Below are 12939 nucleotides of genomic sequence, written 5' to 3'. Positions count from 1 at the left end.
GCGATATAGCGCCGTCACGATAGCGTCTGGCCCAATCTAGATCATTTGGCGGCGCTGAAAACCGCAACCGAGCGGCTTTGTCGTCGCATATGCGTTTTTCCTAACGAAAAAGCCGGGCTGAACCCGGCTTTTTCAAGGATAATGTCATTACAGTTTTGTTATTTTGCGGGTGCCGCCGGGGCGGCTGGCGCCGCGCCTTCTGCCGGCTTGGCAGGGGCTGCACCTTCGGCCGGCTTGGCGGGGGCGTTTTCGGCCGAGGCGCCGGGCGCCGGCAGCGGCTTCGGATTGTCCGACAGCGTGCGCAGATAGGCGATGACGTTGGCGCGGTCCTCATCCTTGGGCAGGCCGGCGAAGCCCATCGCCGTGCCCTTCACGAACTTCTTCGGCGAGGTGATGAAGTGGTTGAGATTGTCGTAGGTCCACTTCTCGCTGCCGCCCTTGGAGAACTCCTTCATGCCGGCCGAATAGGCAAAGCCCTCATGCTCGGCGACCGGACGGTCGACGATGTCCCAGAGATCGGGCCCAACCTTGTTGGGGCCACCCTTTTCGCCGGAGTGGCAAGCCTGGCATTTCTTGAAGATGGCGGCGCCCGCTTCGGCGTTGGCAGTGGTCAGCAGCTCGGCGATCGGCTTCACGGCCGCGGCGGGAGCGGCCGGGCCGCCTTCGGCGGGCTCGGTCGCCTCGATGGCGAAGCCGGGCTTTTCCGGCGCCGGCGAGGCAAACAGCGCGTCGGACACGATGCCAACGGAAAAGACGATGAACACCGTGCCGAGAAAGCCGGCGAGCAGCTTGTTGACTTCGTTGGAATCCATACGCCCCAGGCTCCCTTTTCCGGCGGACCGATCCGTCCACTCCGTCCGTCGGTATCGTGAACCACCCTGCGAGGCGGTCAAATCGCGCGGAAACTAGGTCTTTTGCTCCGGCGTTGCAACACCTATAAGGGCGCTGCCAGTGAGACCTTTTGCCACTTTTGTCCCCCTCTTTTTCGAGCCCCTGCCCGCCTCATGTCCACGCTCATCCTGATCCCGGCCCGCATGGCCTCGACGCGCCTGCCGGGCAAGCCGCTGGCCGACATTGCCGGCACTCCGATGATCGTCCACGTCGCCCGCCGTGCTGCCGAGGCGGGGCTCGGCCGGGTCGTCGTCGCCACCGACACGCAAGGCGTTGCGGAGGCGGTGCACGCGCATGGTTTCGAGGCGGTGATGACGCGGGCGGACCACGAAACCGGTTCCGACCGCATCTTCGAAGCGCTGACCATCCTCGACCCTGGCAACAGCGTCGAGACCATCGTCAATGTGCAGGGCGATCTGCCGACCATCGACCCCCTTGTTATCGGCGCCGCGCTGAAGCCTTTCGAGAACGCAGCGGTGGATATCGCCACGCTCTGCGTCGAGATCGTACGCGACGAGGAAAAGACCAATCCGAACGTCGTCAAGCTGGTCGGCTCGCCACTCTCGACGACGCGGCTCAGGGCGCTCTATTTCACCCGCGCCACCGCCCCTTGGGGCGAAGGCCCGCTCTACCATCATATCGGCCTCTATGCCTATCGCCGCGCCGCGCTCGAACGCTTCGTTGCGCTAAGGCCGTCGCCGCTGGAGCGCCGCGAGCGGCTGGAGCAGTTGCGGGCGCTGGAGGCCGGCATGCGCATCGATGCGGAGATCGTGCAGTCGGTGCCGCTTGGCGTCGATACACCGGACGATCTCGAACGCGCCAGGGCGCACCTTTCCAACTAAGAAATTCTTCCGCCAATTCCCGAGACTCCGCGCATGCCTGAAAAGACCAACAAAATATCCTTCCAGGGCGAGCCGGGCGCCAATTCCGACACCGCCTGCCGCAACATGTTCCCGTCAATGGAGCCGTTGCCGTGCCCGACCTTCGAGGACGCCTTCAACGCCGTCGAGACCGGCAAGGCCGATCTGGCCATGATCCCGATCGAGAACACCATTGCCGGCCGCGTCGCCGACATCCATCACCTCTTGCCGGAATCGAAGCTGCACATCATCGGCGAATACTTTCTGCCGATCCACTTCCAGCTGATGGTGCTGCCCGGCGTCAGGCGCGACGAGATCAGGACCGTGCACAGCCACATCCACGCGCTCGGCCAATGCCGCAAATACATCCGCAAGAACGGCTGGAAGGCGACGGTGGCCGGCGACACCGCGGGCGCCGCCAAGATGGTCGCCGCGATGAAGGACCGCACCATGGCGGCGCTGGCGCCGGCGCTGGCCTCAACGCTCTACGGGCTCGACATCATCGAGGAGAATGTCGAGGACACCGACAGCAACGTCACCCGCTTCGTCGTGCTGACCAAGAACAAGCAATGGGCTGAACGTCCCTCGGCCGACGCCAGGATGATGACGACCTTCATCTTCCGCGTCCGCAATGTGCCGGCGGCGCTCTACAAGGCGATGGGCGGCTTCGCCACCAACGGCATCAACATGACCAAGCTGGAAAGCTACCAGCTCGGCGCGTTTACGGCGACGCTGTTCTACGCCGACATAGAGGGCCATCCCGACGATCCGCTGGTGAAGCTGGCACTTGACGAGTTGCGCTTTTTCTCGCGCGAAATGCGCATCCTCGGCGTCTATCCCGCCAGCGCCTCGCGCGAGCAGTGGAAGGTGGCGGATTAAGATCCGGTCAGGTCAGGCCGAGCTTGTTCCGTTTGGCCGGCTTGCCGCATTCGCGCCGGCTGATCGACCGGTTCATGGCGTCGATCTTGCCGCTTGCCTGGTCGGCTTCGCGCTTGGCTTTCGAGCGCATGTCCGGCGTGAACGGGCCAAAGCCCGTCGCCGGGTTGGAGAACGACGGCTTGGCGTCCACCGGCAGATGATATTGCTGCGCCAGGCCGTTTCGTTGCGCCAGCAATTGATCGCAAGGCACCTTGTCATATAGCAGCGAGGACTGGACGTTTTCGTCCTGCCGTTCGGACATCGAATTGCCGACGCAGCCGGCCATCGCCAGGCAAGATGCCAAGACCGTCATGTTCCAGCGCATGAACGTGCTCCTTGTCTTTCGCAGCTGCGGCTTCTCATGCGCAGCGGCAGAAGTCTTAGCCAGATTTTACGCTGCCGGAAAGCGAGCTTGCCACTACGGCCAGCCCTTCGACCGGTTGGCGGCGATCCTGCCGGATGATCGTTGCCTGCAGCGACAGGATCGAAAAGCCGTCGGCATCCAGAACCCGCTCTACATAGCCTTGCGAATGCGCGTAGCGGCGCGACGGCTGCAGGGCGAAGCCGGCGCTGTCAGACGATTCTCCGCCCGGGAGCGTCTCGACGGAGAACGCAAACAGACCGCCGCCGGCAAGCATTCCGGCAATCTTGTTCACCACCTTTTCGAGTGCGCCGACATAGATGAACACATCGGCCGCCGTCACCAGATCGGCTTTCGGGCCAGAATAGCAAAAGTCCTGCAGATCCGTCTTGACGAGCAGATCGTAGACGCCTTTGGCGATCGCCTGCCTCAGCATGCCGGCCGAGATGTCGTAACCCTCCAGCCGGTCGGCGATCGGCCGCAGCTTCTGGCCCATGAGGCCGGTGCCGCAGCCGAGATCGAGCACCAGCGAAAACCGGCCCGGCCGTGCTGCCCGGATGGCGCGGTCGAGGCATTCGGGCAGACGGTAGCCGAGCGTGTCGACCAGTTCACCCTCGAAACTCCCGGCATAGTGGTCGTACAGCGTCTCGACGAAGGCGCTGGGCGGCGCCTGTGCCGCCGCCGCCATACCGATCAATTGCAGCTTGAGCACCGCGCCAAGCCTGTCCGCCGGGTCCAGCCGCAGTGCCGTCGTCCAGGCCTGCGCGGCACGATCGCGCGCGCCCGCCGCTTCCTGCATCTCGCCGAGGCGGAACCAGCCGGCTGGCCATTGCGGCGCCAGTTCGAGCGCGCCGAGCAGCAATTCCGCCGCTGCCGCATGATCGCCGGATGCATAGAGCATTTCGGCATAGTCGGCGCGGCGGTCGGCGGTCAAATCGCCGGACGAGGTCTGGAGCGGTTTCATGCGATCGGGTTCCGCCGGGTGTTTGCAGCCGGCTTGCGCTCTATGCTGGAGTCAGCAGTGACTTACAACAGGCTTCCCGCGCCGGAATTAGCGCCTATCTTGGGGCCATGCGCGCCAGCGACCTGCTTCATCCCCGGCCGGAAGGGCTGTATTGCCCGCCCAGCGATTTCTTCATCGACCCGGTGCGGCCGGTCAACCGGGCGCTGATCACACATGGCCATTCCGACCATGCCCGCTCCGGCCACCGCTCGGTGATGGCGACGCAGCAGACGCTCGACATCATGGGGCTGCGCCACGGCGACAGTTTTGCCGGAACGACGCAAGCCGCCGTGCTCGGCGAGACGATTGCGCTTGGCGGCGTCACCGTCAGCTTTCACCCGGCTGGCCATGTGCTTGGCTCGGCGCAGATCAAGGTCGCGCACCAGGGCACGTGCATCGTCGCGTCCGGCGACTATAAACGCCAGAAGGACGCGACCTGCGAGCCGTTCGAGCCGCTCAAATGCGACGTCTTCATCACCGAGGCGACGTTCGGCCTGCCGGTGTTTCGGCATCCGCCCGATAGCGAAGAGATCGCCCGGTTGCTGAAATCGACCGAGCAGTTTCCCGAGCGAACGCATCTGGTCGGCGCTTATGCGCTGGGCAAGGCGCAGCGCGTCATGCGGCTGCTGCGCGATGCCGGCTACGAAAAGCCGATCTACATCCACGGCGCGCTGGCCAAGCTCAGCGGATATTACCAGAGCCAGGGCATCGATCTCGGCACATTGGAACCGGCGACCGTCGAGACCGACCAAAAAAGCGAATTTGCCGGCGCCATCGTCGTCGGCCCGCCATCCGCCTTCGCCGATCGCTGGGCGCGGCGTTTTCCCGATCCGATGTCGTGCTTCGCCTCAGGCTGGATGCGCATCCGCCAGCGCGCCAAGCAGGGCGGCGTCGAGCTGCCGCTGATCATCTCCGATCACTCCGACTGGGACGAGCTGACGGCGACGATCAAGGAGACCGGCGCCGAAGAAATCTGGGTAACGCATGGCCGCGAGGAGGCGCTGGTGCGCTGGTGCGAACTCGAAGGCATCGCCGCCAGGCCGCTGCATCTGGTTGGTTATGAGGACGAGGGCGATTGATGGTGTTTTTGGATCCAGCAATCGCCGGTACGGCGCTCTGTCGCAAGCCTTTCCCATTGGCGCTCCGCTCATGAACCGCTTCGCCGAGCTTCTCGACCGGCTGGTGCTGACGCCGTCGCGCAACGGCAAGCTGACGCTGTTGACCGACTATTTCCGCAGCGTCGAGGATCCGGACCGCGGGCTGGCGCTGGCGGCCATTACTGGCGATCTTTCCATCGCCGCGGTCAAGCCGGCAATGCTGCGCACGCTGGTGATCGAGCGCATGGATCCGGTGCTGTTCGGCTATTCCTACGACTATGTCGGCGACCTGGCCGAGACCGTGTCGCTGGTCTGGCCGCAATCGCCTCTCGATATTGCGAACCACGCGCCCACGCTGGCCGAGGTGGTGGCCAAGCTGCAGGCGGCGAGCCGCTCCGACGGGCCGCAAGTGCTGGCCCGGCTGCTCGACAGCGCCAGCACGTCGGCGCGCTTTGCCATCATAAAGCTGGTCACCGGCGGCCTGCGCATCGGCGTCTCGGCGCGGCTTGCCAAGCAGGCACTGGCCGATTTCGGCAAGGTCGATATCGCCGAGATCGAGGAACTCTGGCACGGGCTGACGCCGCCCTATATCGGGCTGTTCGCCTGGCTGGAGGGTAAAGCGGAAAAACCCAGGAAAACGGCGCTGGCGCTGTTCAGGCCGGTGATGCTGTCGAATGCCGTCGGCGACGGCGACCTCGAAAGGCTCGACCCGGCCGACTACGCGGCCGAATGGAAATGGGACGGCATCCGCGTCCAGGCGGCTTGCGAAGGCGGCATTCGCCGGCTCTATTCGCGCACCGGTGACGACGTCTCCGGCGCCTTTCCGGATCTTGCCGAGGCGATGGATTTTTCAGGCGCCCTCGACGGCGAGCTTCTGGTCGGAGACCCCAGGCAGGCGACGGGCACGTTCTCGGACCTGCAGCAACGGCTGAACCGCAAGAGCGTGTCGCCCAAGATCCAGCAGCAATACCCCGCCTTCATGCGGTGCTACGATGCGCTGCAGATTGGTGACGAGGATTTGCGCGGACTTCCCTTCCGCGAACGGCGCGGCCGTCTCGAGGCCTTCGTCAGGACGCTCGATCCGAGCCGCTTCGATCTGTCGCCGCTGGTCGAATTCACCAACTGGCAGGCACTCGAGGAATTGCGCCGCAAGCCGCTGCATCCGGTCATCGAAGGCGTCATGCTGAAGCGCTGGGATTCGCCCTATGTGGCCGGTCGGCCGAAGGGCCCGTGGTTCAAATGGAAGCGCGATCCGCACACGGTCGACGCGGTGCTGATGTATGCCCAGCGTGGCCATGGCAAGCGCTCGAGCTTCTATTCCGACTACACATTCGGCGTCTGGTCCGGGCCGGAAGGATCGGAGGAGCTGGTGCCGGTGGGAAAAGCCTATTTCGGCTTCACCGACGAGGAACTGAGGCAGATCGACAAATATGTCCGCGACAATACGATCGAGCGCTTTGGCCCGGTCCGCTCGGTGCGTGCCGACCGCAGGAACGGGCTGGTGCTTGAGGTAGCATTCGAAGGGCTCAACCGCTCGACGCGGCACAAATCCGGCGTCGCCATGCGCTTTCCGCGCATTTCGCGGCTGCGCTGGGACAAGCCGGCGGCCGAAGCCGACCGCATCGAGACGCTGCAGGCGCTGCTCGATAGTTAATGCATGTCGCGCAAAAAAGAGTGCAGCGGTTTTGCGGTAACGACATGCATCAAAACAAGAACCTGAAGCGCGTCGCATGAGGCCGGAACGCGACGTGCTTTAGGGAACGACAGAAACGCGGATCTCGTAGATGTCGACCGACTTGCCCTGCTTGTCGAAGTCGGAATTAATGGCGATGGTGCCGGCAGCGCCCGGACGCTTGTTGGGAAAGCGCACGTCGAACAGATATTCATTGCGCTCGCGACCGACGGCATAGCGCTTGCGGCCGCAGTCGCCGAGTTCGCCGAAATTGCAATCGACGGAAATCTGCGTCTCCTGGCCCTCCTCGGAGCGCGCGATGATGTCGAATGTGGCATGCTTACCGGCCAGTTTTTCCAGCACGCCTTGTCCGACGTCGAAGCTGATGGCCGAGCCGGATGCCCCCGAGCGGATGCGCAGGAAGGAACCGCTTTCGTCCTGGATGACGTCGGCCTTGGTGTCCGACGGTGCATTGACCTGCGTCGGGTCACCCGGCGAAAAGACGTTGATCCAGTCGCGCGCCTCGTCCTGCTCGCCCTGCTTCGGCGGCGAAGCGGTGTCGTCCGGCGTGAAATCTTCGCCATCGACCGTTGGCGGCGCTTCCGGTGGCGCTGTGTCGAGCTCGGTCGCCGATTTGAAGACGCCGGTCTGGTTGGCGAAATAAAGGCCGATGCCGGCGGCTGCGAGCAGCGTCACACCGAAGAAGATCGCGGTCAAAGGCAGGCGCCGCCGCCTCGCCCGCCGGTCGTCGCGGTCGGGCGTCACTTCCGCCTCGTCGGTTTCGACGTCGGCTTCGGTCGGAACCGAGGCCCCCATGTCGATCACCGGCGCCTCGGCAACAGGCGCATCGGGCATGATGTCGGGAACGACCGGCAGGACGCGCGACCGGGGGGCATCGGATTCGGGCGGCTGCGCCGGACCGTCAACGACGACATCGGGCGACGGCGCGGCTTCAGCTTCGGCCGGGGGCTCCACCTCCGGTGCTGCCTCCAAACTGTCGGTCGGCGCGGCGACGTCGGCAACCGCCGGCAGGAATTCCGATTCGATTTCGGTGATCTTCGCCTGGACCGCCTTGCGCCGCTTGATGGCGACTTCCACCGTGACGTTTGGATTGGCCTGCAGGGCACGGTCGAGTGCCGCGAAAGCCGATCGATAGACCCGCTCGCGAAACGCCCGGTCGTCGGCATTGCCTTTCTCGAAGGCATTGCGGATCGCTTTTTCGATCGCGTCCAAGCGAATTCCCTCTGCAATTTCACTCACATTGCCATGATCGTTAGCCGCAGGCGACCAATCAATCAACAAGCGAGCGGCCGCATTCTGCCTTGCCGAGGGGCACAAAGCTCATTTCGGCGGTTTTCGGTAAAGGAATCAACATTTTTCGCTGATTTTCCCGTCACGGCCAACGTGGCGGACGGGACGGCATCACGCGGCCAACGGCAGATCCGCGCGGCGGCTGCCCTTGCGCCCGGCCGGAGGCGGCACCAATTGCCTCGTCCTGAAATCGCGACTGCCATCTTGAATTCGCGGCCGGTTGCGTCTATCACGCAGCCCATCTTGGAAGCTCGGCTTCCCGGGCCGCTTTAGCTCAGTTGGTAGAGCACATCATTCGTAATGATGGGGTCAGGTGTTCGAGTCACCTAAGCGGCACCAAACGGCCTATCCCGCGCGCCTGCTTCAACCAGCGCTCAGCCGAGTGGAAAAGCTGACGCCGCCGAGACGAGGGCGAGCATTGCCAGCACGATCCCCGCCGCCCGACAGATGACGCGATGATGCCGCACCGCGGCAGCGCGCACGAGCGGACGCGAAAGCGCTACGGCCAGGAATCCGTACCAGCCTATGTCGATGATGGCGACGATGGCCGCGACCATCAGCATCTCGTTCGAGGTCCGGATCGGCAGCATCAGCCCCATGAAGGCGACGGCGAAGAAAGTGGCGGTTTCAGGCGAGAGAATGCTGATGAGAAACCCTCCGGCAAACAATCCGGCCTGCCGAGGCGCTTCGCCGATGGCCGGCGGCGCCGTTCTGGCGATGCGCAGGGCCATCCAGCCAAGGACGGCCGCACCGGCGATCTTGACCGCCGGCACCGACAGCGACCCGGAAAGATGAACGGCGCCAAACGCCACCAGGACCGCCAGCACGGCGGTGCCGGCGCCGATCCCGGCCACCAGCGGGATCGTCCTGCCAAAGCCGTGCAAGGAGGCAAGGCTGCCGGTCGCGAGGCCAATAGGGCCTGGCGTGATCATGATCACCGTATATGCCGCCAGGAATTGCAGCATCGCCGTCGACAGAATAAGCGAACTTGACATGCCAGTCTCCCGTTTGCTGCGCCGGTTACAGATTAGAGAAGAATCACCGTCGCGCTCCCACTCCCTGTTTCTCACCATGCGACGCGAAAATGCTTAGATGTTTTCAGATTTACTTTCCAAATAGAAGAATATCCCCGCGTGCCCAAAGCAGGTAACAGACGAGAAGCGTCGCAGGGATTGCGATAGCCTGGATCTGATCGGTGCGAGCGTCAGCAATGACGCGGGCGACTTCGGTCGCGGTGACGATAATTGCCGGAAAGCGGCTGAGCAGTACCGAAAGGCGGAAGAGCTCCGGCATTTTGAGGCCGAAGAGCACCGCGCCATGCGCGCCGAGCCTGAAGGCGCTGCCGAACTTGCCCACGGCATGGAGCAACCCCGATGTCACGACCAGGATTGGATTGCCGACGAGCAGCAGACTTGACCCGAGCACCAATGACCCTGTGCCGGACAGAAAATCTGCGCGCTGTATTGCCGACTGGTCGAGATGTCCGTTGCTGAGGGCGCGATGATACTCCTCACCGCTGCGCAAGAAGATGGCGCTCGCCACCAGCAGCGCCAGTGAGTTCCAGCCGCCGGCGAGGTCGTGGCCGAAAATTGGAGGCGCGGCGAAAGTGCTGCTCGCCTCGGTTAGCGCCAGCCGAATCTGCATGAACATGGCCATGCCGAGGCCCAGCATATTGCCGGCAATATAACAGCCTCCGGGTCCTGAAAGCCGCACCGCGACCGCTTGTGCCAATCGTTGTCCTGGCCAGCGCCGCTGGGCATCCGCTTTTTCGCTTGCCGACATCACCCCTGCTCCTGGTACGATCCGCCCCAGCGAAGGACGCCGGCGGCGGCCCCCGTTCCGCCGCCGTTGCCCGCCTTCTCCCCCGGATCGTGAAGGCGTCGTGGTGTTGGGAGGTCCATCCACGCTGCGAGCAGAAGCCTACGCGGAGCGGCGGGCGTGCAAATCGGTACCGCCACCCATTTTTAGGCGGTCGATTTCCCAGTTTTCGCGGAAATTTTGCTGCGGGAACTACCCAGAGCCTGTTCCATCTCGACAGAATCGGCTGGAATCATGATCCAGTCTGGTGCGGTTCCAGCGGATGGGTGCCCGTCAGCAGCCACGGCTCGCCGCGCAGGCGCAGGAGGATTTCCATGCGGTTTGCGGCATTGAGCTTGCCGAGCAGCGAGGAGACGTGATGCTCGATCGTGCGGGGCGAGCGCGACAGATGTCGCGCGACCTCCTTGTTGCTGATGCCCTGGGCGATCAGGGCGAGCACCTTCTGCTCGTGCCGTGTCAGGCCGAGTGGATGGCGGCGAGCTGCCGCATAGGGTCCGCGCTGCACCTTCGGCAGCAGGCCTGACAGGCCCTGACGCTGCGCAAGCTTGCGCGCGAGCGCCGCGGCCGCGGGCGCGTCGATCTGGTCGAGCATCGCCACGGCGCGAGCGAGCGCCGCCCCCGCATCCGCCCCACGAACCTGCATGAGGGAAAGCGCTGCCTCATAGGGCAGCGACAAACGCGTCCACTCCGCCGCGGCGGCCTGCGGATCGCCGAGAAGCTCGGCGGACCAGGGCGAGGGAATCGGCGCCGATTGCGCCGGCAGCGACCCGGGCATTCCGCATCGACGCCACCAGACCGACAATTCGCCAAGGTCCCGGGGGCGGAAATTGTCGAGGTTCATGGCCGCCAGCTCGGTAAGCTGCGCGTGGCTGGCGCCGACATCCTCGGCAAGCCAGGCCGCCTCCGCCAGCGCCAGGCGAACCGGGACGATACGCTGCGGCTCGCCGGTCGTCTGGCCCTCCACAAGCGCGCGCTGCAAAAGGTCGACGCCGTCGGTCTCGCCCAGCCTTACGCGGACCGTGCCAAGCACGGTGAGCGCCGGCAAGTGCATCACCATCGGCAGGCGTTCCACATTCATGACGCCCTGAGCGATGGTTGCGGCCTCGCGAAACCGGCCCTGTTCCATGCAAAGCTGCGCCTGCCGGCCGAGCAGGTATTGCGCCGCCGAATCGAGGTCGTGCCTGGTGCAGAATGCGATGCCTTCGGCCAGCAGCCGCTCCGCCAGCTCGAAGTCCTTGGCCACCACCGCGCATTCCGCAAAGTTCGTATAGGCCCGCGCCGCATGGTCGTGGAGCCCGTGCTCGAGCGCCAGGGCAAGGCTTTCCTCCAGCCGCTCAACGCCGCCGGGGCGGTTGGCAAACATGAGCGCGGTTCCGACATTGTTGAGGGCGTGAACACGCGTCTCGACCTCGCCCAGCCGATCGGCCAGACTGATCGCGCGCTCGCCCCATTCGATCGCCTCATCGAAACGATAGTGCAGCATGTGGAGCTGCGAGCGCGTGCTGTAGGCCATTGCCACCTCGGGACCGGGCGGCAGGCTCTCCACCTCACGCACGGCCTGGTCCGCATATTCCTCCGCCTGCGGGCCTTCGCCGCGCCGCCAGTGCAGCCGCGACAGCCAGCGTAGATTAAGGCCTACCTTGTCGATCCGGCCCAGCTGCCGCCAGATAGCGATGGCGCGATGCCGGGCCTCGATGATGGCGTCATAGACAAGCAGCGCCAACCCGGCCTCGTATGCCCAGTCCTCATGGAGCTGCGCGGCCAGCTCCGGCGGGGCCTGGTCGACATATCTGAGTGCGGTCGCCAGATGCGAGGCCGCCTCCCGATGCGCCCCCAGGCGCGCGGCTTGGCTGGCGGCGAGCGGCGCAAGTTCGAGCACGCGTTCGCCATTGTCGGCGCCGCCGGCGTGGTGCACGCGGCGCGAAAGCAGAGCGCTTGCCTGCGAGGCCGGAACTTCCGAGAGTGCCGCTTCGACCTTCGCATGGAGCGAGCGTTGCACAGAGGGGGAGAGCCGGTCGAGCGTCGCTTCCCTGGCAAGCTCGTGACGAAATGTCAGCGCGCCCTGGTCGTCCCGCCGCAGCAATCCGCGCACGACACATCGATCGACGAGCACTTCGGCCTCGGCCCCGAGAAGGGCCCGGATCAGCCACGGCTCAACGCTGCCCGGCATGATGCTCATGACCTCCAGGACGTCGCGCTCTCCAGGCGTCAGGCGCGACAGGCGCGACCACACCGCGTCGCGTATGGAATCGGGCACACGCGCCGATTCGGTCTCGCTGCTGGACAGGAGCTCGGTAACGAAGAAGGGATTGCCCTCGGTAATGCGATAAAGCCCATCGGCGGAGCGGCCGGCCTGTTCGGCCAGCATTGTCACCGCCTGGGGAGACAGCGGTCTAAGCGTCACGCGGCGTACCGAGGCGGCGGGAAGATCGCCGAGCACGTGGGTCAGCGGGTGATCGGCGTTCAAATCCTCTCTGCGCATGCTCAGCACCAGCATGGTGCGGAGCAGGGAGACGCGGCGCCCGAGATATCTTACGAGGTCGAGCGTCGCATTGTCCGCCCAATGCATGTCCTCGAAGATGAGCACGGTCGTGCCCTTGGCGCGCTGCAGCGCATTCAGCAATGCCGGGAAAAGCCGCTCCGGCGCAGCGGTCTCCTCAAGCAGCGCCGCCACGCGCGGGTCGAGCAAGTGCGCCATGTCCTGGAGAGGGCCCAATGGGCGCGGCGTGAAGAGCGCCTCGCACCAGCCCCACAGCACCCGGCAGTCCCGGTCGGCGTTTTCCGCGAATTCGCGCAGCAGAGAGGTCTTGCCCAGGCCCGCCTCGCCGTGCACCAGCACGGTCCCGCCATGTCCGGCAGCAGCTCTCTCGGCCGCGGCCAACAAAGCTCCAAGTGGGTCCTCTCGCTCAAGCAGCATCAAGCCCGCGCCTCCAGAATATTGAAGGTACAACAGCAGGCAATGAGTGCAACACAGTCGTTTCACATGGCCGGGAATGTTTGGCAAATAG

11 protein-coding genes and 1 tRNA gene are annotated in these 12939 nt (G+C 64.7%); 5 read left to right on the top strand and 7 right to left on the bottom strand.

What is annotated here, in order from left to right; all coding sequences use genetic code 11:
• Positions 1-158: 158 nt before the first annotated feature.
• Complete coding sequence (locus NKH90_RS09960; RefSeq protein WP_352540486.1) at positions 159-812, bottom strand: c-type cytochrome; 654 nt, start codon at positions 810-812, stop codon at positions 159-161.
• 192 nt (positions 813-1004) lie between these two features.
• On the opposite strand from NKH90_RS09960, the gene NKH90_RS09955 reads away from it, so the two are divergent.
• On the top strand, positions 1005-1733 hold the full coding sequence (locus NKH90_RS09955; RefSeq protein ID WP_352819201.1) for a 3-deoxy-manno-octulosonate cytidylyltransferase: 729 nt from the start codon (positions 1005-1007) through the stop codon (positions 1731-1733).
• A gap of 33 nt (positions 1734-1766) precedes the next feature.
• Entirely contained in the window at positions 1767-2630 is an 864-nt protein-coding gene (locus NKH90_RS09950; RefSeq protein ID WP_023717847.1) for a prephenate dehydratase, read from the top strand.
• Between the two features lie 7 nt (positions 2631-2637).
• Here the strand turns inward: NKH90_RS09950 and NKH90_RS09945 are convergent, their stop codons facing one another.
• Both NKH90_RS09945 and NKH90_RS09940 read right to left on the bottom strand, forming a co-directional pair.
• Positions 2638-2994: a hypothetical protein gene (locus tag NKH90_RS09945; protein ID WP_352770717.1), complete on the bottom strand. Its 357-nt coding sequence runs from the start codon at positions 2992-2994 to the stop codon at positions 2638-2640.
• Positions 2995-3049: 55 nt separating this feature from the next.
• Positions 3050-3994, bottom strand: a complete 945-nt coding sequence (locus NKH90_RS09940; protein WP_352819199.1) for a methyltransferase domain-containing protein — start codon at positions 3992-3994, stop codon at positions 3050-3052.
• A 107-nt stretch (positions 3995-4101) separates the two neighbouring features.
• Between NKH90_RS09940 and NKH90_RS09935 the strand changes: the two genes are divergently transcribed.
• Together NKH90_RS09935 and NKH90_RS09930 are read left to right on the top strand one after the other, a co-directional pair.
• Entirely contained in the window at positions 4102-5112 is a 1011-nt protein-coding gene (locus NKH90_RS09935; protein ID WP_352819197.1) for a ligase-associated DNA damage response exonuclease, read from the top strand.
• Between the two features lie 70 nt (positions 5113-5182).
• Complete coding sequence (locus NKH90_RS09930) at positions 5183-6784, top strand: cisplatin damage response ATP-dependent DNA ligase (protein ID WP_352819195.1); 1602 nt, start codon at positions 5183-5185, stop codon at positions 6782-6784.
• Between the two features lie 99 nt (positions 6785-6883).
• Here NKH90_RS09930 and NKH90_RS09925 read toward each other — a convergent pair whose 3' ends face one another.
• Positions 6884-8035 carry a hypothetical protein gene (locus tag NKH90_RS09925; RefSeq protein ID WP_352819193.1) on the bottom strand — a complete coding sequence of 384 codons (1152 nt, stop codon included), beginning with the start codon at positions 8033-8035 and terminating at the stop codon, positions 6884-6886.
• Between the two features lie 341 nt (positions 8036-8376).
• Between NKH90_RS09925 and NKH90_RS09920 the strand changes: the two genes are divergently transcribed.
• Positions 8377-8452 (top strand) — tRNA-Thr (locus NKH90_RS09920).
• Between the two features lie 35 nt (positions 8453-8487).
• On the opposite strand, the gene NKH90_RS09915 is transcribed toward NKH90_RS09920, so the two are convergent.
• From NKH90_RS09915 to NKH90_RS09905, 3 genes are all read right to left on the bottom strand, one after another.
• Positions 8488-9108, bottom strand: coding sequence for a LysE family translocator (locus NKH90_RS09915; protein WP_352767109.1), 621 nt, complete (start codon positions 9106-9108; stop codon positions 8488-8490).
• Positions 9109-9217: 109 nt separating this feature from the next.
• Positions 9218-9844, bottom strand: a complete 627-nt coding sequence (locus NKH90_RS09910; RefSeq protein ID WP_352819187.1) for a hypothetical protein — start codon at positions 9842-9844, stop codon at positions 9218-9220.
• Between the two features lie 319 nt (positions 9845-10163).
• Positions 10164-12848, bottom strand: coding sequence for an ATP-binding protein (locus NKH90_RS09905; RefSeq protein ID WP_352819186.1), 2685 nt, complete (start codon positions 12846-12848; stop codon positions 10164-10166).
• Positions 12849-12939: the final 91 nt, after the last annotated feature.

The organism is Mesorhizobium sp. M0898 (assembly GCF_040319695.1).
Classification (GTDB): Bacteria; Pseudomonadota; Alphaproteobacteria; order Rhizobiales; family Rhizobiaceae; genus Mesorhizobium.
Note: the sequence above shows the minus strand (reverse complement) of the source record. Positions and strands in the feature narration are given on the sequence as shown.

Coding starts and splice junctions, on each gene's coding strand:
- NKH90_RS09960 (WP_352540486.1), bottom strand. CDS start 812: ATGGATTCCAACGAAGTCAACAAGCTGCTCGCCGGCTTTCTCGGCACG.
- NKH90_RS09955 (WP_352819201.1), top strand. CDS start 1,005: ATGTCCACGCTCATCCTGATCCCGGCCCGCATGGCCTCGACGCGCCTG.
- NKH90_RS09950 (WP_023717847.1), top strand. CDS start 1,767: ATGCCTGAAAAGACCAACAAAATATCCTTCCAGGGCGAGCCGGGCGCC.
- NKH90_RS09945 (WP_352770717.1), bottom strand. CDS start 2,994: ATGCGCTGGAACATGACGGTCTTGGCATCTTGCCTGGCGATGGCCGGC.
- NKH90_RS09940 (WP_352819199.1), bottom strand. CDS start 3,994: ATGAAACCGCTCCAGACCTCGTCCGGCGATTTGACCGCCGACCGCCGC.
- NKH90_RS09935 (WP_352819197.1), top strand. CDS start 4,102: ATGCGCGCCAGCGACCTGCTTCATCCCCGGCCGGAAGGGCTGTATTGC.
- NKH90_RS09930 (WP_352819195.1), top strand. CDS start 5,183: ATGAACCGCTTCGCCGAGCTTCTCGACCGGCTGGTGCTGACGCCGTCG.
- NKH90_RS09915 (WP_352767109.1), bottom strand. CDS start 9,108: ATGTCAAGTTCGCTTATTCTGTCGACGGCGATGCTGCAATTCCTGGCG.
- NKH90_RS09905 (WP_352819186.1), bottom strand. CDS start 12,848: ATGCTGCTTGAGCGAGAGGACCCACTTGGAGCTTTGTTGGCCGCGGCC.